Annotated in this window: 27 protein-coding genes and 1 tRNA gene; 13 read left to right on the top strand and 15 right to left on the bottom strand. The window is 61.8% G+C overall.

The window, feature by feature from the left end:
- Nucleotides 1-24 precede the first annotated feature (24 nt).
- Nucleotides 25-735, top strand: a complete 711-nt coding sequence (gene purC, locus FW789_RS07865; protein WP_103436385.1) for a phosphoribosylaminoimidazolesuccinocarboxamide synthase — start codon at nucleotides 25-27, stop codon at nucleotides 733-735.
- A gap of 92 nt (nucleotides 736-827) precedes the next feature.
- Nucleotides 828-917: transfer RNA gene (locus FW789_RS07860), tRNA-Ser, on the top strand.
- A gap of 150 nt (nucleotides 918-1,067) precedes the next feature.
- On the opposite strand, the gene FW789_RS07855 is transcribed toward FW789_RS07860, so the two are convergent.
- A complete protein-coding gene (locus tag FW789_RS07855; RefSeq protein ID WP_207072560.1) occupies nucleotides 1,068-1,472 on the bottom strand; it encodes a hypothetical protein in 405 nt (134 codons plus the stop codon).
- 14 nt (nucleotides 1,473-1,486) lie between these two features.
- Here FW789_RS07855 and FW789_RS07850 point away from each other — a divergent pair, with 14 nt between their 5' ends.
- Entirely contained in the window at nucleotides 1,487-1,678 is a 192-nt protein-coding gene (locus tag FW789_RS07850; protein WP_101317458.1) for a DUF4223 family protein, read from the top strand.
- A 348-nt stretch (nucleotides 1,679-2,026) separates the two neighbouring features.
- On the top strand, nucleotides 2,027-3,664 hold the full coding sequence (gene mqo, locus FW789_RS07845) for a malate dehydrogenase (quinone) (RefSeq protein WP_446431272.1): 1,638 nt from the start codon (nucleotides 2,027-2,029) through the stop codon (nucleotides 3,662-3,664).
- A gap of 105 nt (nucleotides 3,665-3,769) precedes the next feature.
- Here mqo and FW789_RS07840 read toward each other — a convergent pair whose 3' ends face one another.
- The 4 genes from FW789_RS07840 to FW789_RS07825 form a co-directional block, all read right to left on the bottom strand.
- On the bottom strand, nucleotides 3,770-4,891 hold the full coding sequence (locus tag FW789_RS07840; protein WP_207072562.1) for a beta-glucosidase: 1,122 nt from the start codon (nucleotides 4,889-4,891) through the stop codon (nucleotides 3,770-3,772).
- Nucleotides 4,888-6,060, bottom strand: a complete 1,173-nt coding sequence (gene glf, locus FW789_RS07835) for a UDP-galactopyranose mutase (RefSeq protein ID WP_446431271.1) — start codon at nucleotides 6,058-6,060, stop codon at nucleotides 4,888-4,890. The genes FW789_RS07840 and glf overlap by 4 nt, the downstream gene beginning before the upstream one ends.
- Nucleotides 6,048-7,226 carry a glycosyltransferase family 1 protein gene (locus FW789_RS07830; protein ID WP_411562049.1) on the bottom strand — a complete coding sequence of 393 codons (1,179 nt, stop codon included), beginning with the start codon at nucleotides 7,224-7,226 and terminating at the stop codon, nucleotides 6,048-6,050. Before FW789_RS07830 ends, glf begins: the two co-directional genes overlap by 13 nt.
- Before the next feature lie 201 nt (nucleotides 7,227-7,427).
- Nucleotides 7,428-7,763: an ArsR/SmtB family transcription factor gene (locus tag FW789_RS07825; protein ID WP_207072565.1), complete on the bottom strand. Its 336-nt coding sequence runs from the start codon at nucleotides 7,761-7,763 to the stop codon at nucleotides 7,428-7,430.
- A 50-nt stretch (nucleotides 7,764-7,813) separates the two neighbouring features.
- Here FW789_RS07825 and xenA point away from each other — a divergent pair, with 50 nt between their 5' ends.
- Complete coding sequence (xenA, locus tag FW789_RS07820) at nucleotides 7,814-8,905, top strand: xenobiotic reductase XenA (protein ID WP_446431270.1); 1,092 nt, start codon at nucleotides 7,814-7,816, stop codon at nucleotides 8,903-8,905.
- 97 nt (nucleotides 8,906-9,002) lie between these two features.
- On the opposite strand, the gene FW789_RS07815 is transcribed toward xenA, so the two are convergent.
- From FW789_RS07815 to FW789_RS07800, 4 genes are all read right to left on the bottom strand, one after another.
- On the bottom strand, nucleotides 9,003-9,887 hold the full coding sequence (locus FW789_RS07815; protein ID WP_103436465.1) for a LysR family transcriptional regulator: 885 nt from the start codon (nucleotides 9,885-9,887) through the stop codon (nucleotides 9,003-9,005).
- 81 nt (nucleotides 9,888-9,968) lie between these two features.
- A complete protein-coding gene (locus FW789_RS07810; protein WP_446431269.1) occupies nucleotides 9,969-10,868 on the bottom strand; it encodes a bestrophin family protein in 900 nt (299 codons plus the stop codon).
- Nucleotides 10,869-10,889: 21 nt separating this feature from the next.
- On the bottom strand, nucleotides 10,890-11,894 hold the full coding sequence (gene moaA / locus FW789_RS07805) for a GTP 3',8-cyclase MoaA (protein WP_446431268.1): 1,005 nt from the start codon (nucleotides 11,892-11,894) through the stop codon (nucleotides 10,890-10,892).
- Between the two features lie 146 nt (nucleotides 11,895-12,040).
- Nucleotides 12,041-12,499, bottom strand: coding sequence for an Lrp/AsnC family transcriptional regulator (locus tag FW789_RS07800; protein ID WP_101317474.1), 459 nt, complete (start codon nucleotides 12,497-12,499; stop codon nucleotides 12,041-12,043).
- 160 nt (nucleotides 12,500-12,659) lie between these two features.
- Between FW789_RS07800 and FW789_RS07795 the strand changes: the two genes are divergently transcribed.
- Nucleotides 12,660-13,841 carry a trans-sulfuration enzyme family protein gene (locus tag FW789_RS07795; protein WP_446431402.1) on the top strand — a complete coding sequence of 394 codons (1,182 nt, stop codon included), beginning with the start codon at nucleotides 12,660-12,662 and terminating at the stop codon, nucleotides 13,839-13,841.
- Nucleotides 13,842-13,905: 64 nt separating this feature from the next.
- Here the strand turns inward: FW789_RS07795 and FW789_RS07790 are convergent, their stop codons facing one another.
- Complete coding sequence (locus FW789_RS07790; RefSeq protein WP_101317476.1) at nucleotides 13,906-14,142, bottom strand: YdcH family protein; 237 nt, start codon at nucleotides 14,140-14,142, stop codon at nucleotides 13,906-13,908.
- Nucleotides 14,143-14,404: 262 nt separating this feature from the next.
- On the opposite strand from FW789_RS07790, the gene FW789_RS07785 reads away from it, so the two are divergent.
- The 4 genes from FW789_RS07785 to FW789_RS07770 all read left to right on the top strand — a co-directional run bounded on the left by FW789_RS07785 (nucleotide 14,405) and on the right by FW789_RS07770 (nucleotide 18,568).
- Nucleotides 14,405-16,045, top strand: coding sequence for a phosphoethanolamine transferase (locus FW789_RS07785; protein ID WP_446431267.1), 1,641 nt, complete (start codon nucleotides 14,405-14,407; stop codon nucleotides 16,043-16,045).
- 85 nt (nucleotides 16,046-16,130) lie between these two features.
- Complete coding sequence (gene rnd, locus FW789_RS07780) at nucleotides 16,131-17,264, top strand: ribonuclease D (RefSeq protein ID WP_207072569.1); 1,134 nt, start codon at nucleotides 16,131-16,133, stop codon at nucleotides 17,262-17,264.
- On the top strand, nucleotides 17,261-17,554 hold the full coding sequence (locus FW789_RS07775; protein ID WP_103436472.1) for a YcgL domain-containing protein: 294 nt from the start codon (nucleotides 17,261-17,263) through the stop codon (nucleotides 17,552-17,554). Before rnd ends, FW789_RS07775 begins: the two co-directional genes overlap by 4 nt.
- A gap of 81 nt (nucleotides 17,555-17,635) precedes the next feature.
- The gene (locus FW789_RS07770) at nucleotides 17,636-18,568 is read left to right on the top strand and encodes a D-2-hydroxyacid dehydrogenase (protein WP_411563657.1); all 933 of its coding nucleotides are present in this window, start codon (nucleotides 17,636-17,638) and stop codon (nucleotides 18,566-18,568) included.
- 49 nt (nucleotides 18,569-18,617) lie between these two features.
- Here FW789_RS07770 and FW789_RS07765 read toward each other — a convergent pair whose 3' ends face one another.
- Nucleotides 18,618-19,211, bottom strand: coding sequence for a nitroreductase family protein (locus FW789_RS07765; RefSeq protein WP_150571483.1), 594 nt, complete (start codon nucleotides 19,209-19,211; stop codon nucleotides 18,618-18,620).
- Nucleotides 19,212-19,356: 145 nt separating this feature from the next.
- Here FW789_RS07765 and FW789_RS07760 point away from each other — a divergent pair, with 145 nt between their 5' ends.
- Both FW789_RS07760 and FW789_RS07755 read left to right on the top strand, forming a co-directional pair.
- On the top strand, nucleotides 19,357-19,806 hold the full coding sequence (locus tag FW789_RS07760) for a YcgN family cysteine cluster protein (RefSeq protein ID WP_446431266.1): 450 nt from the start codon (nucleotides 19,357-19,359) through the stop codon (nucleotides 19,804-19,806).
- 41 nt (nucleotides 19,807-19,847) lie between these two features.
- The gene (locus tag FW789_RS07755) at nucleotides 19,848-21,056 is read left to right on the top strand and encodes a hypothetical protein (protein WP_446431265.1); all 1,209 of its coding nucleotides are present in this window, start codon (nucleotides 19,848-19,850) and stop codon (nucleotides 21,054-21,056) included.
- A 145-nt stretch (nucleotides 21,057-21,201) separates the two neighbouring features.
- Here the strand turns inward: FW789_RS07755 and FW789_RS07750 are convergent, their stop codons facing one another.
- The 3 genes from FW789_RS07750 to FW789_RS07740 all read right to left on the bottom strand — a co-directional run bounded on the left by FW789_RS07750 (nucleotide 21,202) and on the right by FW789_RS07740 (nucleotide 22,528).
- Complete coding sequence (locus tag FW789_RS07750) at nucleotides 21,202-21,549, bottom strand: DUF2892 domain-containing protein (protein ID WP_103436477.1); 348 nt, start codon at nucleotides 21,547-21,549, stop codon at nucleotides 21,202-21,204.
- 84 nt (nucleotides 21,550-21,633) lie between these two features.
- Entirely contained in the window at nucleotides 21,634-22,104 is a 471-nt protein-coding gene (locus FW789_RS07745) for an RNA methyltransferase (RefSeq protein ID WP_103436478.1), read from the bottom strand.
- 58 nt (nucleotides 22,105-22,162) lie between these two features.
- A complete protein-coding gene (locus FW789_RS07740; protein ID WP_101317496.1) occupies nucleotides 22,163-22,528 on the bottom strand; it encodes a YajD family HNH nuclease in 366 nt (121 codons plus the stop codon).
- A gap of 132 nt (nucleotides 22,529-22,660) precedes the next feature.
- Between FW789_RS07740 and FW789_RS07735 the strand changes: the two genes are divergently transcribed.
- Entirely contained in the window at nucleotides 22,661-22,939 is a 279-nt protein-coding gene (locus FW789_RS07735; RefSeq protein ID WP_446431264.1) for a hypothetical protein, read from the top strand.
- Here FW789_RS07735 and FW789_RS07730 read toward each other — a convergent pair.
- Nucleotides 22,936-23,403 (bottom strand): cyclic nucleotide-binding domain-containing protein, encoded by a 468-nt coding sequence (locus tag FW789_RS07730; protein ID WP_446431263.1) that lies wholly within the window; start codon nucleotides 23,401-23,403, stop codon nucleotides 22,936-22,938. The genes FW789_RS07735 and FW789_RS07730 overlap by 4 nt on opposite strands.
- Nucleotides 23,404-23,449: the final 46 nt, after the last annotated feature.

Genomic DNA, 23,449 nt, shown 5'->3' with positions numbered 1-23,449 from the left:
CAACTCAAGCAAGCGGAGCCCATCATGGAAAAACGCGACGAACTCTACCGCGGCAAGGCCAAATCGGTTTACAAGACCGACGACGCCGACCGCTTGATCCTGCTGTTTCGCAACGACACCTCGGCGTTCGACGGCAAGCGCATCGAACAGCTCGACCGCAAAGGCACGGTGAACAACAAGTTCAACGCCTTCATCATGCAAAAGCTTGAAGAAGCCGGCATCCCGACTCAGTTCGACAAGCTGCTGGGCGACAACGAGTGCCTGGTGAAGAAGCTCGACATGATCCCGGTTGAGTGCGTCGTGCGTAACTACGCCGCCGGCAGCCTGGTCAAGCGTCTGGGCGTGGAAGAGGGCATCAAGCTCGAGCCATCGACCTTCGAACTGTTCCTCAAGAACGACGAAAAGGGCGACCCGTTCATAAACGAATCCCACGTTGTGGCTTTCGGCTGGGGCACCGCCGAGCAGCTGGTCGAGATGAAGAAGCTGTCGCTCAAGGTCAACGAAGTGCTGAACAAGCTGTTCGATGACGCCGGCCTGCTGCTGGTCGACTTCAAGCTTGAATTCGGCGTATTCCACGGCCAGATCGTCCTCGGCGACGAGTTCAGCCCGGACGGCTGCCGCCTGTGGGACAAAGAAACCCGCAAGAAGATGGACAAGGACCGCTTCCGCCAGGGTCTGGGCGACGTGATCGAAGCCTACGAAGAAGTTGCCAAGCGTCTGGGCGTGCCGCTGTAAGGCCCGCTGTGACGCAAGCGTTTGATACCACGCGAATTTTTTTCAGATAAAGGTTTGCCTTTTACGAAATCGCTGGTATGATGCGCGCCATTGGAGAGATGCCGGAGTGGTCGAACGGGACGGATTCGAAATCCGTTGTACTGGCAACAGTACCTAGGGTTCAAATCCCTATCTCTCCGCCATACATCGAAAAGCCCCGCAGATGAAAGTCTGCGGGGTTTTTTGTTTTTTGCGTTGTCTGAAATGTGCGCAGGTATGGTGTTACCGTCTTTGCTGATTTCATTTTCATAAGCGTTATGAGAAGGCCATTCACTAATGGGCCCGACTTGCTCTCATGCACCAAAATAATATGCCGGGTATGCGTGACTTGAATCAGTAAATTTAGTTGCTTTTTTACTTGCATGAAAATCGGCGTTTGTACTACTGCCTTTACCCTCGTTGCAATAAAAGGCCGCGAGCATCTCTGCTGATGCTCGCGGCTGCTGCTGCGCCGTCAACGGCTGGGCAGGTTCAAGATTACGGTTCGGAAAGGGATTACAAGAATGCAAACTGTGTGAATTCGATATGTTGAGATTGGTTTTATTGGTGGAGGTTAGCGTCAGAAGCCTTAGGTCTTTTCGTCTGCTCGCCAGATGTCGCTCAAGCATCACTAAGTTCACTAACACGGTATTTGACTTGGATCCAATGCCCAGAAACTGTATGATCCCGCCGCCGTCAGTACGATGGCGCATGATCATTTAAAGGACTTAGTATGAAAAAGCTGTTCAAAGCTACCGTCGCTGTAGCCGTCGTATCGGGTGTTGCACTGCTGTCGGGTTGCACCGGCCAGGTCTACAACCAGCAAAAGAATTGCTCTTACGACTACCTGTTCCACCCTTCGGTTTCGGTCTCCAAGATCATTGGCGGTTGCGGCCCGATCGACAAGCTGCCACAACAGCAGTAATTCCAGATCGTTGATGGGGCCGTTCGCGGCCCTGTCCAAGACCCTCGGCCATCCACGTGGCCGGGGGTTTTTGTTGCCTGGCGTTTACTTTGGCCAAGACCAGCCCGCGACATTCGGCCACTGAGACATCCCGTCACCTTGCCTGCCACTTGCGAATTTGTTTGTGCTGGCATTTCGGTTACAATCGGAAAAACGTTTCAGCCCTGGCCGGTCAATTCGACCTTAGGCTGGCGTCCCTGTTTCTCAAGCTGCTGAATCCAATGATCAATAAAAAGCGCGCGCTGAAGGACATGGATAAACGAGGCCCTGCCTAGGCCTTCCTTACGTGCTATCGATTGGAATTGATCAATGTTCAAGAAAGCTGGCAAGACCCTGCTGGGTCTGGCTGTCGCGGCGAGCCTGATGCAGGCGCACGCCGATGAAGCGAAGAAAGTAGACGTGCTGCTGGTTGGCGGCGGCATCATGAGTTCGACCCTGGCGGTCTGGCTCACTGAGCTGGAGCCGAGCTGGTCGATGGAGATGGTCGAGCGCCTGGATGGCGTCGCTGAAGAAAGCTCCAACGGCTGGAACAACGCCGGTACCGGTCACTCTGCGCTGGCCGAGCTGAACTACACGCCAATGGATAAAGACGGCACCGTCAATATCTCCAAGGCCATCGAGATCAACGAATCGTTCCAGATCTCCCGCCAGTTCTGGTCGTGGCAGGTCCGTCAGGGCGTGTTGAACAACCCGCGTTCGTTCATCAACACCACGCCGCACATGAGCTTCGTGTGGGGCGACGACAACATCAAGTTCCTCAAGAAGCGTTACGACGCGCTGCAGGCCAGCCCGCTGTTCCGTCCGATGCAGTACTCGGAAGACAACGCGCAGATCGCCAAGTGGGTCCCGCTGATGATGGAAGGGCGAGATCCTTCGCAGAAGCTGGCCGTGACCTGGACGCCGCTCGGCACCGACGTCAACTTCGGCGAGATCACCCGTCAGTTCGTCAAGCACCTGCAAACCCGGGAAAACTTCGACCTGAAGCTGTCCACCGAAGTGCAGGACATCACGCGTAACGAAGACGGCTCCTGGCACGTTGAGTACAAAAACCTCAAGGACGGCAGCAAGTCGGCCACCGATGCCAAGTTCCTGTTCATCGGTGCTGGCGGCGGCGCGCTGAAGCTGCTGCAGAAGTCGGGCATCCCGGAAGCCAAGGAATATGCAGGCTTCCCGGTCGGCGGCTCGTTCCTGGTGACCGAGAACCCTACCGTGGCCATGCAGCATATGGCCAAGGCTTACGGCATTGCCTCCACCGGCGCGCCGCCCATGTCGGTACCGCACCTGGACACCCGCGTGCTGGATGGCAAGCGCGTGATTCTGTTTGGCCCGTTCGCCACCTTCTCGACCAAGTTCCTCAAGAACGGCTCGTACCTCGACCTGCTGAGCAGCACCACGCTGCACAACGTCTGGCCGATGACCAAGGTTGGTGTTGATCAGTATCCGCTGGTCGAGTACCTCGCTGGCCAGCTGATGCTGTCTGACGATGATCGTTTCGCGGCGCTGCAGACCTACTTCCCGAACGCCAAGAAAGAAGACTGGCGCCTGTGGCAGGCCGGTCAGCGCGTGCAGATCATCAAGCGTGACGAAGAAAAGGGCGGCGTACTCAAGCTGGGTACTGAAGTCGTGACCTCGCAGGACCGCAGCATTGCCGGTCTGCTGGGCGCTTCGCCAGGCGCTTCGACCGCGGCACCGATCATGCTCACCGTGCTCGAAACCGTGTTCAAGGAAAAGGTCGCAACGCCTGAGTGGCAAGCCAAGTTGCACGAAATCGTGCCAAGCTACGGCACCAAGCTGAACGATTCGGCTGCTGCTGTGCAGAAAGAGTGGAACTACACCGCTGAAGTGCTGCAACTGGAAAAACCACCGGTTATCGATCAGAGCGTTGGCACCGATACAACCGTGAGCAAGCCAGTTGAAAGCAACCCTGCGAGCGACATGGCGCTGTAATCAGGCTTCAGCTGCGCGGTAACCATTTACCGCTACGGCAACCAGCCCATAAAAAACCACGAGGTGCTGCCTCGTGGTTTTTTTATGCCTGCGGTTTGCGGATTGTCAGGGCTGCCCAGCGAAGCGTGCGGCGACGGCCTGGAGTTCGCTGTGCAGCGGATGAAACGGCGCGCGGGAGCCTTGGTTGTCGGCATAGCCGAATACACCGCTGGGGCAGTAGCGGTCGTCGTCCCAGCCGGGGTAGTCGAGAAACGGATACCAGCACAGGCCTTCGATAGTGACGCCACGTTCTTGCGCCAACTGCAGTTGCTCGGCGATGTAGCGCAGCCAAGGTACGCGGTCGCAGTCTTCGGCGCCGGTTTCGGACAATAGAATCGGCCGTTGATAGCGTTGGTGCAGCTCGCGCAGCATGCCTGCCAAGGGCCGAAAGTGCGGGTCGCCGAACGGAATCTTGCTGCCATGGTGATACCACTGGTTCTGCGGGTAGAAGTTGGCGCCGATGATATCCAGGTACTCTTCACGCCCGCCAAGGCCCGGCCAGCGGCGGCCGGTGAGCAGGTCCCAGGCTTCGAACTGCGACTGGCGATAGGCTTCGGCGGCATCGACATCATCCGCACGTTTGCTCGGCGGCAAGACGTTGATCAGCGGGTCGCCCTGAATAAACCGCGCAGCCGGGGCAACTTCGCGGATTGCCTCGATGGCGGCGATACTGGCGCGGACCAGCTGATGCTTGAGTTCCAGGCCGCGATGGCGGGCACAGGGATTGAAATAGGCTACGTCGCCACCGGCCCAGCTCCAGAAGGAAATCTCGTTGATGGGCGAAATCAACGGCACGTCGAGGCCGCGCTCTACCAGTAACCGGGCGAAAGCTGCGGCAAAGCGGGCGAAGCGCTCGACGAACAGCGGCCGCCAGATATCCAGATCGTCTGGATAGCCGTAATGGCACAAATCCCAGATCACTTGCACGTCCTGGCGCCGCGCAGCATCGATCATCGGCACCACGCTCGACCATTCGTAGCGATAGGGCTGGCGCTCGATCAAGTGCCAGCGCAGGCCGTCGCGGGCGCTGCGAATGCCCAATGCCGCGAGTTGCTGGTAGTCCTGCTCAGCCCAGCGGGCATGGCCGGTGCACTCCTGCATATCCAGGCGACGCCCGTCGCAACGGCGCTGCGAGGCGCATTCATAACCGGCCATGACGAAGCTGTTGAACAGCCCCGTGCCGCTCATCCGGGCTCAGCGACGTGCTGCTCCACCTCGACCCCGGCTTCGCGGGCGATGCGCTGGTACAAGGCCAGTGCCTGACCGACCACCTGATCCATGTTGTAGTACTTGTAGGTACCGAGCCTGCCGAGGAAAGTAACGCCAGGAATCTGATCGGCGAGGGCTCTGTAACGCTTGTACAGCTCGGCGTTTTCCGGGCGTGGAATGGGGTAATACGGGTCGCCATCGGCGCACGGGAATTCATAGCTGATGCTGGTCAGCGGATGCGTCTGGCCGGTCAGGTGCTTGTATTCGGTGATCCGCGTGTAGGGCACGGCGGGGTGCGGATAATTGACGACGGCTACGGGCTGGAAACACTCATGATCGTGCGTCTCGTGCTGGAAGCGCAACGAGCGATACGGCAACTTGCCGTAACAATGGCCGAAGTACTCATCGATAGGGCCGCAGTACACCAGCTCGCGATAACGCAGCAGCTCGCGCACTGTGCTGAAGTCAGTTGCCAGCAGCACGTCGATGGCCGGGTGTTCGAGCATGCGCTCGAACATCTGCGTATAGCCATGCAACGGCATGATCTGGAAGGCATCGGTGAAATAGCGGTCGTCGGTGGTGGTGCGGGTCGGCACCCGCGCGGTCACCGATTTATCCAGCTCGCTCGGGTCCAGGCCCCATTGCTTGCGGGTGTAGCCGCGGAAGAACTTCTCGTACAGTTCGCGGCCGACCTGGTTGATCACCACATCTTCGGAGGTGCGGATCGTCGCCACCGGCTCGGCACGGCTGGCCAGAAACGCTTCGGCCTGGGCCTCGTTCATCGACTGCGCGTAGAGGATATTCAATGTGGTCAGGTTGATCGGAATCGGCAGCAAGTGCCCATCGACCTGCGCCAGCACGCGGTGCTCGTAGGGGCGCCATTCTGTGAAGCGCGAGAGGTAATCGACGATACGCTGGGCGTTGGTGTGAAAGATATGCGGACCGTAACGGTGCACCAGCACCCCGGCAGCATCAAGGTGGTCGTAGGCGTTGCCGCCGATGTGCTCGCGGCGGTCGATCAGCAATATCCGTTTGCCCAGGCCGGCACTCAGGCGCTCGGCGAGCACGCTGCCGGCGAACCCTGCGCCGACGATCAGGTAGTCATAGGGCTGTGCCGCCAGCGCCGTCTGCAGGGTTATCGTTGGCATTCGATCAACTCCTTCATGTCGGCGCAGGTCTTGTCCCACGACATGCCATCCAGCGCTCGATCCGCGCGTTTGGTGACCACTCCGCTCTGCTTGCGCAGGGCCAGGGCAGCGTCGATGGCGCTGATAAAGTCCGCCGCGTTACTGGCGATGCTGACCACGCCGCTGTGCGCATAGCCATTGACCACATCACGCACCGGCGTCGACACCACCGGGCAGCCGCCGGCGAGGTATTCCGGGGTTTTGGTGGGGCTGATGAAGCGCGTCGACTCATTGATGGCGAAGGGCATCAGGGCGACATCCCAGCCGGCCAGGTAAGCAGGCAACTGCTCGTACTGCCTGGCGCCGAGATAGTGGATATTGGCCAGCCGCGGCAGCAGTGCGGGGTCGATCTTGACCACCGGGCCGATCAGCACGATCTGCCAGTCGGGCCGCTGCTCAGCGATGTCGGTCACCAGCTGGATATCGAAGCGTTCGTCGATCACGCCGAAAAAGCCCAGGCGTGGATGGCCAATCGCAGCCTGATCAGCAGGTTCTGTCAGTGCTGTGCGGGCCTGACCGAAATGCGCTATGTCTACGCTGCTGGGCATGGCGTGGGCGTTGGCGTGATGCTCGCGCTTGGCCTCCCACAGGCTGTGGCCGCCGGTAAACACCACGTCGGCGCGGCTGAGCAGGCGTTGCTCCATCTCCAGCATGGCCGGCGGTGCGAACTTGAACGCGGACAGCTCGTCCATGCAGTCGTAGATCACCACCTGGGCTTGCAGATGGTCGGTAAACGCCAGGCTCATCGGCGTCCAGTACCACAGCAGCAGCTCGCCGCCGTTGTGGGCTGCCAGCCAGGTGTCGAGCAGCTGGCGCTGGGCAGCGATGACCTGCTGCTCATCCAGCCCGGTCGGCAGCAGCGGCACCAGCACGGTCAAGCCGTCGCTGACCACGTGTGGCTGCAGCAGCGGCGTTTGCTGTGGCTCGAAGATCGGCTCTTCGAGAAACAGCACATCGTAATCCTTGGCCAGCCGCGACATCACATGTTGCGGCCGTTGGTAGACAAACCCCCAGCGCAGATGCGACAGGCACAGCAAGGTCGGGCGCAGGCCGATGGCCTGCAGCGGGACTGCCGACAATTCGCTGGAATGCGGCTGCAGATCAGGCTCGAGCTGAATTTGAGTCATGCGAAGTACCTTGTCTGGTGTCTGAATTCAAACCTGCGCGATCGGCAGATCTGCGGCTTTCCACCAAGGCCCCGCTGGACGGCGCATGCTGTGCCTTGTGATCAATAGAGAAGGGTGCTTCGAGCGGCGTTCATTACGCCTGCTGCGCGAGCCGATGAAGGGTGCATAGGGCTGCGCAGGCGGAGGGGCTGCGGCGGTTACTCAGCGCTGGCGCAGGATGCACTCGAGCAGGCCGGGGAAGCGGCTGTCGAGCATTTCACTGCGCAGCGAATTCATGTGCGTGGTGCCGACATTGCGCGTCTGCACCAGGCCCGCATCACGCAGCACGCGAAAATGATGGGACATGCTCGACTTGGGCCGGCCGCCATCCAGCTCGCCGCAAGTGGCTTCGGTGACACCCGCCAAATGGCGCACGATGGCCATGCGCACGGGGTCGCTCAAGGCGTACAGCACGCGTTCGAGGATGAGGTCTTCACAGCTTGGATGTTTGTAGGCTCGCATGGTCGACATGATAGCGGGGCTTTCATTAATTGCCATAGTTCGATTATGATCGAACTATCGTATACCCAACCTGCTGGAGCTGGCTCATGTCTGCATTGTTCGAACCCTACACCCTCAAAGACGTCACCTTGCGCAACCGCATTGCCATTCCACCGATGTGCCAGTACATGGCCGAAGACGGCATGATCAACGACTGGCACCACGTGCATCTGGCGGGTATGGCCCGCGGCGGCGCCGGCTTGCTGGTGGTCGAAGCCACTGCTGTATCGCCAGAAGGGCGCATTACCCCAGGCTGCGCCGGGATCTGGAGCGACGCCCACGCCGAAGCATTCGTTCCGGTGGTGAAGGCGATCAAGGCGGCTGGTTCCGTACCCGGCATCCAGATCGCCCACGCCGGGCGCAAGGCCAGCGCCAATCGCCCGTGGGAAGGTGACGACCATATCGCCGCTGACGACGTCCGCGGCTGGGACACCCTGGCACCGTCGGCAATTGCCTTTGGCGCCAACCTTCCGAAAGTGCCAAAGGCTATGACCCTGGACGACATCGCTCGGGTCAAACAAGACTTTGTCGACGCTGCGCGCCGCGCCCGTGACGCCGGTTTCGAGTGGATCGAGCTGCACTTCGCCCACGGCTACCTCGGTCAGAGCTTCTTCTCCGAGCACTCCAACCAGCGTACCGATGCTTACGGCGGCAGCTTCGAAAACCGCAGCCGCTTCCTCCTCGAAACGCTGGCGGCCGTGCGTGAAGTCTGGCCTGAGCATCTGCCGCTGACCGCCCGCTTCGGTGTGCTGGAATATGATGGCCGCGACGAGCAGACCCTGGTCGAGTCGATCGAACTGGCCCGTCAGTTCAAGGCCGGTGGCCTCGACCTGTTGAGCGTCAGCGTTGGTTTCACCATCCCCGACACCAATATCCCGTGGGGCCCGGCCTTCATGGGCCCGATTGCCGAGCGCGTGCGCCGTGAAGCAGGCCTGCCGGTGACTTCGGCATGGGGCTTCGGCACGCCGCAGCTGGCTGAAGGCGCGCTGCAAGCGGGTCAGCTGGATCTGGTTTCGGTAGGCCGTGCGCACCTGGCTGACCCACACTGGGCCTACTTCGCCGCCAAAGAGTTGGGCTTGGACAAAGCCTCGTGGACCCTGCCAGCGCCGTATGCGCATTGGCTGGAACGCTATCGTTAAGGCTCGCCCTAACACCAGCCAGCACCGTTAACCACGCGGGGCCAGTCCGAACAGCACAGCGCTGCGAGACTGGCCCCGCGTTTTTTGTGGCTAGCAGTTACTGGCCAAACACTATCCGAGCCTGGTTAAAGCACTGCTCGGCAATCGCCGACCTCGGCTCGCTGCGGCGCAGCAGCAAGCCGACCGGGCTGAGCACGCTGGCCTCGCTGATGGGGGTGATGCGCATGTGTTCGCTCAAATCCTCCAGCCCGCAGTTGAGCGGCATCACTGCGCAGCACATGCCGCTGGTGATGGCCTGGATCAGCTGGAAGGTCGAGTCGCTTTCCAGCACTGCCAGTGGCGCAAGGCCGCGGCTGCGAAAGCTCAGGTCCAGCGACTGGCGGTAGTGCATGCCCTTGCTGAGCAGCCCCAACGGCAGGTCCCCCAGCTCATCCCAGGCCAGCTCGCTTTGCTCGAACTGATAATGGCGGGTGTCGTGCAGCAGGCCCATGGTGGTGGTGCCCAGTTCGATCACGTCGAAAAAGCTTGAGTTGACCTGATCCAGATAGCAGATCCCCAGGTCGAGCTGGTTGCGGCTGAGGCCATCGACGATCTGCTCGGAGGTACTCGAGCTGAGCTGAAACTGCAGCTCGGGAAACTTCTCCCGCAGCGGCAGCAGCAGCGCCATTGGATTGAAACTGGCCAACGGCACGCTGCCCAGGCGCAGGCTGCCGACCACTTGGCCGCGGCAGCTGGCCGCTTCGGCCTGGAGGCCGTCATGTGCGGCCAGCAGTGTCCGCGCCCAAGCCAGAATGCGTTCGCCGGCCTCGGTGAAACCCTCGAAGCGCTGGCCACGTTCGACCAGCACCAGGTCAAGTTCTTCTTCCAGATTACGCAGGCGCATCGACAAGGTCGGCTGGGTGATATGGCACAGCGCAGCGGCCTGACCGAAGTGCCGAGTCTGGTCCAGGGCGATAAGAAACTTGAGCTGCTTGATGTCCATGGGGCGGCCTGCGCAATCGGAATGCGTTGACCTTAACCAAGTTGAGCGGGGCTAGCCATTGTTTAGTCGCCGCCGCCCGGTTCAGCTGAGCACGTGATCGACCGGCATCAGCGCGGGCGGCAACGGCTCGTGGCCAAGCGCCGCAAGCACGTCGCGCTCCAAGATGCGCACCAATGAGTCGGTGGGCAGGTCGTTTTCGTCGCGGCCAAACGGATCTTCCAGCTCGTTGCCGATCGCATCCAGGCCAAAGAACGTGTAGCTGACGATGGTGGTGAACAGCGGCGCCAGCCAGCCCAAGGGTTCTGCCAGGGCGAACGGCAGCAGCAGGCAGAAGATATAGATGGTCCGGTGCAACAGCAGGGTGTAAGGGAAGGGTAGCGGCGTGCCCTTGATCCGTTCACAGGTCGCCTGCACTTCGGCCAGGCCAACCAGACGCTGTTCGAGCAGGGTGTAGCGCCATTCGCTGATCTGTTGCGTCTGCGCCAGCTCCGAGCAGCGCTGGCCGATGTTACGCAGGATGCCGTCGCAGACGTTGTGCGGGCTGAGTGAATGCGCCGGGTTCAGCCACGGCTGCGCCGCGCCGAGGGCATCCTCACCGCGCAATCCAGCGTTCAAGGCATGGGCAAAGCCGCACAGGCTGCGCAGTAACTCGCGGCGCAGCTCTGGGTCGGCAATCGCCACGCCCTCGCGCACGAACGAGCGCACCTCGATGAGCATCCGCCCCCAGGCCTTGCGGCCCTCCCACCAGCGGTCATAACAGGCCGTGTTGCGAAAACTCATGAAAATCGACAACGACAGGCCGAGCAAGGTGAAGGGCGTAGCGCTGACTGGCGAGAACATCTCTGGATAATGCCGCTCGACCAGCACGATCAACGCCGCCAGCAAGGTAACCAGCAGGCAGCGCCAGGCAATGCGCTTGACGATCGAGCCTTTCAGGGTGAACAGCACACGCAGCACATCGGGCCGGGAATGGACGATCATGGGGATCCAGAGGCGGTTGGGTCAGCCGCCAGTCATGTTCATGAAGCGCAGGATCTGCACCTCGCCGCCTACTTCGAAGTGGTGGCGGTAAGGCTTGAGCTGCACAGCTTCGCGGATGGCATGCTCGAGGCGCTCGGCGTCGCCTGGGTGCGCACGCAGCACCTGTTTCAGGTCCAGCGAATGCTCGTTGCCCAGGCACAGCAGCAAGCGGCCCTCGACGGTCAGGCGGACACGGTTGCAGGTGGCGCAGAAGTTGTGGCTGTGCGGCGAGATGAAGCCGACCCGGGTCTGCGCTGCCTCGGCCAGGCGCCAGTAGCGCGCCGGGCCCTGCGATGATTCGGCAGATTCGATCAGGCTGAAGTGCTCCGCGAGGCGGTCGCGCACGTCATCGCTGGAATAGAACGACTCGCCGCGCTGATGCTCGCTGATCACGCCTAGCGGCATCTCTTCGATGAAGGTGATGTCCAGTTCACGGTCGATGGCAAAGCGCACCAGATCGACCAGTTCGTCATCGTTGCGACCCTTGAGCACCACGCAGTTGAGTTTGATCCGCTGGAAGCCGGCGCGGCGCGCGGCGTCGATGCCGGCGATGACCTGGGCCAGATCGCCGGTGCGGGTGAGCTGGCGAAAGCGCTCCGGGTCGAGGCTGTCGAGGCTGATATTGAGGCGGCTGAGGCCGGCGTCGAACAGCGGCTGCGCCAGCCGGTCGAGCTGCGAGCCGTTACTGGTCATGCACAGTTCACGCAGGCCGGGCAGGGCGGCAATGCGCCGACATAGGTCGACGATGCCCTGGCGCACCAGCGGCTCACCGCCGGTCAGGCGGATCTTGCGCGTGCCGAGGGCGACGAAGCGTTCGGCAACCTGATACAGCTCTTCAAGGCTGAGGATCTGCTGGCGCGGCAAGAATTGCATGTCTTCGGCCATGCAATAGACACAACGAAAATCACAGCGGTCGGTGACCGACATCCGCAGGTAGTCGATTTTTCGGTTGTAGCCGTCGATCAGGGCCTGGCCGTTGGGTTCCACAATCGCGCTCGCGTCTAAGGAGGGTCGGCCGGTTGGCCGCAGGGCAGTAAGCCCACGCTATAACCTGTGCCCGGTGCCGTCAAATTGCTTTATCCACTCGGTTGATCAGTACGGTCTATCGGTCGTTCAGACCGATTGATCGACGCTCAGCGATGCACCGGATAGGCCGTGGTGTATTTCATCTGTTCCATGGCAAAGCTGGAGGTGATGTTCGACAGGCCATCGGTGCGGGTGATCAGCTTCTTGTAGAAGCGGTCGTAAGCGGCAATATCGCTGACCACCACCCGCAGCATGTAATCCCAGTCGCCCGACATGCGGTAGAACTCCATGACCTCCTCGAAGCCGCTGACGGTGGCGGCAAATTGCTCGAGCCAGGCATTGTCGTGGCGCTGAGTCTTGAGCTGGACGAACACGGTCAGACCCAGGCCCAGGCGTTGCGGATCAAGCAGCGCGACGCGGCCGAGAATGTAGCCATCATCCTGCAGGCGCTTGACCCGCTTCCAGCATGGGGTAGTGGTGAGGTTGACCGCTTCGGCCAGCTCCTTGAGCGAGGTGGAGGCGTCGCGTTGGAGCAGGGTGAGGATGTGCTGGTCGAAACTGTCCATGCCGGTGCGTCGCCTTGCCGAGAAAAATATGCTCCAGACTAGCCGTTAACGAGCACGAATAGAATGCTTGTGCCGGGGTATCGCCCGCATCCCCCTGCGCTCGGCCAATCGCGGCGGATATGCGATAGTGACGGCCATCAACCCCGCCTTCTACCAGTCACTGGGCCCGATCATGTCCGACAAACCGCGCAACTTCGCCACGCGTACCATTCACGCTGGCGAGCAATCCAGCGTTGCCGACAACGCCATCTTCCCGCCAATCTACACCGCCAGCTCGTACATCAAGCGCGGCCTCGACGATAACCCCGAGTACGCCTACAGCCGCGTTGCCAACCCGACCCGGCATGCTTACGAGAGCTGCGTTGCGGCGTTGGAAGAAGGGCTTGGTGCGGTCGCCTGTGCTTCCGGCGTCAGCGCCACTTCGACAGTGCTTGAGTTGCTCGACAAGGACGCTCACGTGGTGGTGATGAACGGCGTCTACGGCGGCACCTTCCGCCTGCTCGAAGACTACCGCAGCCGCACCTCCGGGCTGACCACCACGTATGTCGACCTGAATGACCTGGACGCCCTGGCGGCGGCGATTCGCCCGGACACGCAGCTGATCTGGATCGAGTCGCCGACCAATCCGCTGCTGCACCTGGTCGATATCGCAGCGGTGTGCAGCCTGGCCCGTGCCCGCAATATCCTCACCTGCATCGACAACACCTTCTGCTCGCCGTGGAATCAGCAGCCGATCACCCTCGGCGTGGACCTGGTGATGCACTCGGCGAGCAAGTACATCGGTGGCCACTCCGACCTCACCGGCGGAGTGGTGGTGGCGGCCAACGCCGAGTTGCTGGCGCGCCTGCGCAAGATCAGCATGGCCGTCGGTGCCGTGCAGGGGCCGTTCGATTGCTACCTGGCCCTGCGCGGGCTGAAGACGCTGGACGTGCGCATGGAGCGCCAGAGCGGCAATGCCCTGCGGGTGGCGCAGTTCCTAGAGAGCCATCCGCTGGTCGACAAGGTGTTCTATCCAGGTCTGCCCAGCCACCCGCAGCATGAGCTGTGCAAGCGCCAGATGCGCACCGGCGGCGCGGTGGTGACCTTGCAGGTGAAGGGTGATCGCGAGGCGCTCAAGCGCTTTGTCGACGCGCTGTCGATCTTTGTCCTGGCCGATTCGCTGGGCGGCGTCGAGAGCATGATCAACCACTCCTGGAGCATGTCGCACAACTCGCTGAGCCCGGAGCAGAAAGGCGTGATGGGGATTACCGAGGGCCTGTTGCGGCTGTCGCTGGGGATCGAGGACTGCCGCGATCTGATCGATGATCTGCAAGGCGCGTTGCAGGCCAGCGCCGAAGTCTGAGGCTTTGTTGATCGCCATCGCAGGCTTGCCCCGCGATGGCGGTTTTGCAGTTATTGCAGCCGGGTCAGGACTTGGCTGGATGAATGATTCGTTCGATCTTGTCCTTGATCAGCAGCCGCTCCTTGCGCAATAGCGTGACGGTGTCATCGGTGGCGGCGGTGCGTTCAGCGACGTCCACCTCTTTGTCCTTGGCCTGGTAAGCCTTGTGTAGCTTGAGCAGCTCCGGGTCCTTGGCGCTCAGTGCGTGAAAGTCGTCAGGCTGGATGCTGAGGTCTGCGAACAGATCATGCGGTACGGGCATTTCTTCACCTCCGTCAGGGGTTGGCCACTGGTGCAGAACCTTGAGGATAGCCGCGTTTGCCAAAGACGTGGGTGGGGATGGTCCGGCAGAGGTTGGCTGAACGTCGGCTGAATGAAAGGTAAACAAGTGTGATTGTTGCTGGATGTTAGAGTTTGTTGGCGGGTTTTTCACAAAAAAACGATGGTCTGCTTCCCACAATCCGCTTCGAATTGCCACGCGATGAATCGCGCCTGGGCCAACATCAAACTCGATAGCGAAGACCATGCTGAAACTCGACAATCTGCGGACCGAATGGGTCACGTTACTGGCCAGCCTGTACCTGTTGATTGGCTTCAACAGCCTGCTCTGGAGTCACCTCCAGGCGGTGGTGCCGCCAGGGTTGACGGGGCTTTGGCTGATGCTGGCGTTTGCCCTGCTGATGCTGTTTGCGTTCAACCTGGTGTTGACCTTGATTGCCTTCAAGTATGTGTTTAAGCCGGTCTTGATGGTGCTGTTTGTCAGCGGTGCGGCAGTGGCTTACTTCATGAATCAGTACGGTGTGCTGATTGATGCAGGCATGTTCCGCAACGTTGCCGAGACCAACATTAGTGAAGTGCGTGATCTGCTCTCGTTGAAGTTCATCGGCTATATCGTGCTGCTGGGTTTGCTGCCTGCCGCACTTGTGTGGAAGGCGCCGATCGCCTATCGCCCTTGGCACCGCGAGGTGTTCGGCAAGCTGCTGGTCGGTGGTGCCTGTGCGGTGGCGTTGGGCGCGGTGGCCCTGGCCAACTATCAGGGCCTGTCTTCGCTGTTGCGCAACCACCACGAAATCCGTCTGATGCTCACCCCAAGCAACGTTGTTGGCGCCTCGTTTGGCTATGCCAGCGAGCGGTGGGGCAGTGCGGCCGCGCCGTTTCAGCGCTACGGCGAAGACGCCCGCCGCGATGCCGCTGCCTGGCAGCAGCACAAGCGCAAGTCGTTGACTGTGTTGGTAGTGGGCGAAAGCGCCCGCGCGGAAAACTTTGGCGTGCTCGGTTATGGCCGCGATACCACCCCGCGCCTGAGCAAGGAAGACGGCCTGCTGGGCTTCACCGATGTGCATTCGTGCGGCACCGAAACCGCTGTGTCGGTGCCGTGCATGTTCTCCGGCATGCCGCGCAAGAACTACGATGCCAGCGTCGCCCGTAACCGGGAGGGGCTGCTGGACATGCTCCAGCGCGCCGGCCTGGCGGTGCAGTGGCGCGACAATCAATCAGGCTGCAAGGGCACCTGCGACCGCGTGCAGTTCGTCGACGTCAGCAACCTCAAGGACCCCGCCCTGTGTGCCGGCGGCGAGTGCCACGACGAAATCCTCCTGCAAGGCCTGGCCGAGCTGCTCGACAGCCTCGACCAGGACACCGTGCTGGTCCTGCACCAGATGGGTAGTCACGGCCCTGATTACTACAAGCGTTATCCGCAAGCGTTCGAGCGATTCACCCCGGTGTGCCACAGCAACGCCCTGAACCAGTGCGATCAGCAGGCAATCATCAATAGCTACGACAACACCCTGGGTTACACCGACCACGTGCTGGCCTCGCTGATCGACCTGTTGCGCAGCCGTCAGGACAAAGTCGACACCGCCATGCTGTACCTGTCCGACCACGGCGAATCGCTGGGTGAGTACAACCTCTATCTGCATGGCACGCCGTACATGCTGGCGCCCGAGCAGCAACGCCATGTGCCGATGCTGGCGTGGTTCTCCGACAGTTACCGGCAGGACTTTGGCCTCGACAACGACTGCCTGGCGCGCCTGCGGGATGCCCCGCTGAGCCAGGACAACCTGTTCCACTCGATGCTCGGCCTGCTGCAGGTGCACAGCGCGGTCTACCAGCAATCACTGGACCTGTTTGCCGGTTGCCGGCCGTGGCTGGCGGCTGGCCGCTGACAGAAGCGCCGGGCGATGGTCGCCATGTTTCGCGTGCGCGGCCCACGGCGTATATACTGCGCGCCACTGTTTGTGGGAGAGCCTCGTGGCCAACGAAATACACTGGATCTGTGACGACCAGAGCCTGGCCGAGCACTGCCGGACCTGGCGCGAATTGCCCTTCGTAGCGCTCGATACCGAATTCATGCGGGTAGACACCTTCTACCCCAAGGCCGGGCTGCTGCAGGTTGGCGACGGTCAAAAAGCCTTTCTTATCGACCCGTTGCGGGTTCGTGACTGGCAGCCTTTGGCTGACCTGCTCGAAGACCCGCAAGTGGTCAAAGTGGTGCATGCCTGCAGTGAGGACCTTGAAGTTCTCCTGCGCCTGACGGGCAAACTGCCACAGCCGTTGTTCGACACCCAGTTGGCCGCAGGTTACCTCAACATCGGTTTCTCGATGGGTTACTCGCGTCTGGTGCAGGACGTGCTCGGGCTCGATCTGCCCAAGGGCGAAACCCGCTCTGACTGGCTGCAGCGCCCTCTGTCGGAAACCCAGGTCAGCTACGCCGCCGAAGACGCCGTACACCTCGCCGAGCTGTTCACCGCGCTGCGCCCGCGGCTGTCCGATGACAAGTACGCCTGGGTGCTGGAAGACGGCGCCGAACTGGTTGCGCAGATGCGCCGTGAAGTCGAGCCGCAGCTGCTCTACCGTGAGGTCAAGCTGGCCTGGAAGCTGTCGCGTCAGCAGCTGGCAGTCCTGCGTGAGCTGTCGGCCTGGCGCGAGCTTGAAGCACGCCGCCGCGACCTGCCGCGCAACCGCGTACTGCGTGAGCATTCGCTGTGGCCGATCGCCAAGACCCAGCCAGACAGCCTCTCGGCCCTGGCCAGGATCGATGACATGCACCCGCGCACCCTGCGTCAGGACGGCGAGTTCCTCCTGCAATTGATCAAGCAGGCCGGCAGTGTGCCGGCTGAGCAGTATCCGCCAGCGCTGCCTGAGCCATTGCCGATCGAAGCCTCGGCCATCCTCAAGCGCCTGCGCGCCATCGGCCAGGCCGAAGGTGAGCGGCTGGGCATCGCCCCGGAGCTGATGCTGCGCAAGAAAACCCTCGAGGCGCTGCTCAAGAGCGGCTATCCCAATGGGCCCTATCAACTGCCCGATTCGCTGCGCGGCTGGCGTCGCGAGCGGATGGGCCAGGCGCTGCTGGATGATCTGGCCGCGCTCGGAGAATCTTCATGAAACGCATCTGCTCGATCTACAAGAGCCCGCGCAAAAGCGAAATGTACCTGTACGTGCTCAAGGCCGATGGCCTGGAGCGAGTCCCAGCCGGTTTGCTGCCGGCCTTCGGTACGCCGATTCATGCCTTCGATCTGGTGCTGTCGCCGGAGCGCAAGCTGGCCCGGGAAGACATCGAACAGGTGCTGAACAACCTCGAGACCCAGGGCTATCACCTGCAGATGCCGCCGCTCGAAGACGAGTACATCGAGCACTTGCCTGAAGAGCTGCTGCGCCGCAACGACCCGGTCTGATCGGCCCGCGCTGCCCATCGTTCGCCCAAGCGGCCCGCTACCCGGGCCGTTTTCCGTTATCTGCCAAGGTTGTCTTTTGAGATGCGCGTTCTGATCGCTGAACAGGATCATGCCAACTATGCCGGCCTGCTGGCCGCTGCCGCCCCCGACCTTGAAGTGCTGACCAGCGGTAACTCCGCCGAGTTGGCGCTATTGGCGCCGCAATGCCCGGTGTGGCTGGGTCAGCCAGACCTGCTGGCGACCCTGCTGCGCCAAGGCCATAAGCCAGAATGGGCGCAGTCGACCTGGGCGGGGATTACCCCGCTGCTGGCCGACGGCCTGACGCGTGATTATCGCCTGACCCGCGCTGTCGGCATCTTTGGCCAGGTCATGGCCGAATACATGCTGACCTACATGCTTGGCCACGAGCGCGAGGTGTTGTCGCGCCTGGTCAGCCAGGTCGAGCGGCGCTGGGATGAGCGCCCTGGGCACAGCCTGCAAGGGCGCCAGGTGCTGATCGTTGGCACGGGCGATATCGGCCAGCGTGTGGCGGAGTTTCTCGTGCCATTTGGCGTGACCCTGTACGGCGTTGCCAGCAGCGCGCGTCAGCAGGCGCCGTTTGTTGAAGTGGTTGGGCTCGATCAACTGCCACAGCGAGTCGAGCAGGCTGATTACGTAATCAACCTGTTGCCTGATACCCCGGCCAGCCATGACCTGTACAACGCCGCGCTGTTCAAACGCTTCAAGCCCAGTGCGCTGTTGATCAACGCTGGTCGCGGTGTTTCGGTGGTGGATGCCGACCTGGTCGCAGCGTTGAAGGAAGGCCATCTGGCCGGCGCCGTGATCGACGTATGCCGGCAGGAGCCGCTGCCGCAACAACATCCGTTCTGGACGGCGTGGGGTTTACTGCTGACCGGGCACAGCTCCGCGCCGACCTCGCCTACGGCGATGGTACGTTTGTTTGTCGAGAATCTGCGGGACTATTTAGCGGGGCAGGCGCTGCGCGGCGAGGTGGATTTCCAGCGCGGTTATTGATGTGTAGCGCGGGGCGTCTGTAGCAAGCGTCGCCCCGCGCTGCGGTAGATCAGAGGCTGAAATCGCCTTCTGCGGCCAGCTCGGCCAGTGGCTTGCGCGGGCTAGGTACTTCACGGGCCTGCAGCCCTTCGGCGAGAGTGGCCTTGTCGCCCAGCTTGCCGATCGCGACCATCGCCTGCAGCTCATAGCCTTCGGGGATCTTCAGTTGTTCGCGGGCCATCGCCTGGTCAAAGCCGGCCATGCCGTGGGTGTGCCAACCGCTGAGGCTCGCTTGCAGCGCCAGGTGGCCCCAGGCCGAACCGGTATCAAATGCGTGCCACAATGCTGGCGACTCTTCGCTGGCACCGGGTGCGATAAAGCTGGTCTTGGAAATCACCAGCACCAGCGCCGAGGCGTGCTGGGCCCAGCTGCGGTTGAACGGCACCAGCAGCTCCAGGTAGCGCTGCCAGTTTGGCGTGTCGCGACGGGCATAAAGGAACCGCCACGGCTGCGAGTTATAGGCCGAAGGCGCCCAGCGCGCCGCTTCGAAGAAGCTCAGCAGGGTTTCTTCGCTGATCGGCTCGGGGTTGAATGCGCGGGGCGACCAGCGATTGATGAACTGCTCGTTGATGGCGTAATCGGCAACGCGTGGGTTGGCGCTCATGACAGCTCCTGCAAGACACAAGGGGAAGCCGGCACGCTACTGCGTCTGGACACCCCTGACAAGCGGTCTGGCTTTGCCCAAGGCCAGGCTCTAGACTGGCGCCGCCGCCTGCTGCGGCCCAAGAACAACTGCGAGAAACCGTGTGATGATGGCCCAGACTGCGCCCTTCTGGCAGCGCAAGACGCTCGATCAACTCGACCCGCAAGAGTGGGAATCACTCTGCGATGGCTGCGGCATGTGCTGCCTGCAGAAACTCGAGGACGAGGACGACAACAGCGTCTACTACACCCGCATTGCCTGCAAACTGCTCGATCTGAACAGTTGCCAGTGCAGCGACTACCCTAATCGCTTCAAACACGTGCCCGACTGCATCCAGCTCACCCCGGGCAAGGCCGATCAGTTCAAATGGTTGCCGCCGACCTGTGGCTACCGGCTGGTCAGCGAAGGCAAGGACCTGCCCGCCTGGCATCATCTGGTCTGTGGCGACCGCAGCCAGGTGCATGAGCAACGTATTTCGCAGTCCGGGCGCATGCTCAGCGAGATCGATGTGGCTGAAGACGACTGGGAAGACCATTTGATTTTCCGCGCCGGCTGAGCCATGCGGTGACTGGCCTGTGCCGAACAAGGAGTTTGTATATGCGTTGCCCTTTGCTGCTTGTTCTGGCGCTGGCGGCTTGCTCGCCAGCCTGGGCCAAGAAGGTCGATCTGGATTACCAGGTGCGCCTGCTACCCAACAGTGGCCAGGCCGAAGTACGCCTGACCCTGGCTGATGGCAGCGCGGTGCGTAGCCTGGATTTTGCCTTGGGCAAGGCCAATGACTACAGCGGTTTTCAGGCCGATGGCCAGTGGTCACAGCAGGGTGAGCGTGGCGTGTGGCGCCCGGCTGCGGGCAAGACCAGCCTCAGTTACCGCGTACGGCTCGACAGTGCTGCGTCGGGTGGTGCCTTCGAGAGCCGCATGACCGCGCATTGGGCGGTGTTCCGTGGCGATCAGTTGGTGCCGCCGGCACGTCTTGATCAACAGGATGGCACCGAGTTGGTAGCGCGCCTGGCAGTCGAGCTGCCGCCGGGCTGGAAGAGCGTGGAAACGGCCTGGCCGCGGATCGGCCAGCACAAGTTTCGTATCGATGATGTTTCGCGCCTGTTCGATCGGCCGACGGGCTGGATACTCGCCGGTAACCTCGGCAGCCGCCGCGCGCGCCTGGGGGAAACCGACGTGACTGTGGCGGCGCCGCAAGGGCAGGGCATGCGCCGGATGGATACGCTGACGTTGCTGACGTTCGTCTGGCCTCAGTTGCAAGCGGTGTTCCCGCGCAATCCACCCAAGTTGTTGCTGGTTGGCGCACGCGATCAGATGTGGCGGGGCGTGCGTGGCGAGCGCAACTCATTGTTCATCCACAGCAACCGCGCCTTGATCAGCGAGAACGGCAGCAGCCCACTGCTGCGTGAGCTGGTCCAGCTGTTTGCGCAGATCAAGGTGCGCGATGACAGCGACTGGATCAGTGAAAGCCTGACTGACTACTACGCCACCGAACTGCTGCGCCGGGCCGGCGGCATCAGTGATGATCGCTATGATGCCTGGCAGGCACGCCTGCACAAGCAGGGCGCCAAGGTCACTCGGCTGGTGGCCAGGCAGGCTAACGCCGGGCAGATCGCGCGCGGCGTGCAGGTGTTGCAGGCATTGGATCGGGAGATCCGCCTGCACACCCAGAATAAACGCTCACTGGACGACGTCACCCAGGCGTTGATGCGCATGCCGAGTGTGAATACGGCAGAGTTCATCCAGATCAGCGAGAGCGTGCTTGGGCGCAGCTCCGATGTGCTTGAGAGCAAATTGCTGCGCTAACCCTGCGTACAGGCGCTTTGCGTAGGAGCGGCCTTGTGTCGCGAAAGGGTCGCATAGCGACCCCAGCGATCTTGCGGTGTGCCATACATCCTGGGGCCGCTGCGCGACCCTTTCGCGACACAAGGCCGCTCCTACACAGGGCGTGTTACAGCTTCGGGGTATGGACGCCGTCGTCACCGGTTACGGTTACGCCGCGGGTAGCAGCGTCGGCACTGGCGCGAAGCACTTCCAGCTCGGCGGCGCCACGGTCAATGTCACCCTTCAGACGCTGGTATTCCTGGCGATGACGCAGCCACCAGGCCTTGGTCGCACAACGGCCCTTGACCCCGCGTGCCAGCGCCAGGCCGCCAACGGCAACCTGCAGCAGGCCGATCACGCCGCCATGGCGCATACCTTTGCTGATCATCAGGGCGCCACCGGCCAAGGAACTGGCGCGTTCCCAGCCATGCACGTTCTTTTCCTCGGTATGGGCATTGGAATCTAGATCAAGCATGAGCAAAGCCTCCAGGTAGGTTGGTAAATAACTGACCCTGGCGGTTGTAGCGCCGTTCATTTCATATGCCCAGCGGCCTGCCTGTTACTTGAATTTAGGCCCCGAGCGGGTGTTCAGGCCCTTGGCCAGGCGGTCGTAAAGCACCACGTTGACGGTTGCCGCAAGGTTCATGCAGCCTTCGGTGGGGATATAGATGGTTTCTTCGCACCAGGCGCGCACGTTCTCGTCGAGGCTGCCGTCTTCCGGGCCGAAGATATAGATTGCGCGATCAGGGTGGGTGTATTCAGGCAGGGGGCGGGCGCCTTCGACCAGCTCCACCGCCACCGGCGTGCAGCCCAGCGGGATGATGCGTTGCAGGTCGTCGATGCCGATCAGCGGAATGTCGTAATGTACCCGCTTGGTGTCGGTGACGAAATCACGCGCGCGCTCATACCGCTTGCCGGTATAGAACACCGAACTGACGCCGTAACAACCCGCAGCGCGCATCACCGAACCGACGTTCTCTGCAGACTTGGGGTTGAACAGGCCGATGCAACTGTACCGTTTGTTCGCCACGTGCCGGGGCCCTTCGCAAAAAAACGCGATTATACGGGGTTGCCCGGCCGCTGTGGGGTCAGTCTTTCTTGAGCAGGCCGGCCAGCCCGGCGAACGGGTTGTGGGTAGCCTTGGCGATGCTCGGGGTGGCCGTCGAGCCTTCGCTGAAGTACTGCTGATCGGTGTAGCGCGAGTGCTCGTTGTCATGGCAGTACAGGCACAGCAGCTCCCAGTTGGAGCCGTCCTGGGGGTTGTTGTCGTGGTTGTGGTCGCGGTGGTGCACGGTCAGTTCGCTCAGGCGCTTGCCGGCGAACTCACGGGCGCAGCGGCCGCAGACGTGCGGGTACATCTTCAGGGCCTTGTCGCGGTAGCCCATTTCCTTGTCGCGTTTGGCGTCGGCGATGATGCGGTCCAGGCGGGCGGTGGCGGAGAGGGTGGAACTCATGGTGTGACCTTTCTTGTAATCAGGCTGATGACGGTTATGGCGTTGAGTCTAGCGTGGTTACAGGCCAGGCGGACAGGCAAAAACCCGCAGATGGGCGTAGCCTGTAGATGAATTTTCGACAGGAGGTTGCCGATGCTCCACGCGATCCTCAGTGCACTGATCCTGCTGGCCGCGCCGCTGGCCGACGCTGCCGGGCAACAGCCACGCATTACTACGCCGGTGCCCGGTGCTCCGGGTACCGCCACGCCCACGCCCTATCCGCAGATCACCCCGAGCGCGCCACCCAAAGCCTACGACAATCAACCCGGTGGGCCGCTGTTGCCACCGATGCCGTTGCCTAGCCCGCGCCGGGACGAGCCGCTGCCCGGCTTGCAGCAGGGCGCGCCCAGGCCGCAGGGCAAAGACGACTAGACCTGCGCCAGGCGCTGGCCGTCCTGCATGCGCAGGCGTTTGGACAGCGCCACGGCGAGTGCGCGAATGATCCGCGCAGCGATGCGCGGCGCTTCGTTGAGCATCTTCTCCAGCGAATCCTTGCCCAGCGTCAGCAGCTGGCATTCGCTGGCGGCCACGCAACTGGCCGAGCGCCGCTCGCCGTCGAGCACCGCCATTTCGCCAAAGGCGCCACGGCGCAATACGGCGATTTCGACGGCCTGGCCACTGCTGTCGGTCTTGCGCACCGAAACCTGGCCGCGGTGCAGAATGCACATGAACGTGCCGGCGTCGCCCTCGGCAAAGATAGTCTCGCCGGCGCTCATGTTGCTCAGGCTGAAATATCCGGCAGCGGTAGCAAATTCGCTGGCCTGCAAGGTGTCGAACAGGCCGCAGTCCATGAGCATGTCGCGGATTTCGGCATTGAGGTGAGAATGGTCGGACATGGTCTGGTCTTCTGCGCTTGGCGTGGCAGCGTTGATCACGCGGCCA

This window comes from Pseudomonas sp. 1121_17, from assembly GCF_052850745.1.
The sequence above is the reverse complement of the archived record's forward strand: the minus strand, read 5'-3'. Positions and strand labels throughout refer to the sequence as shown.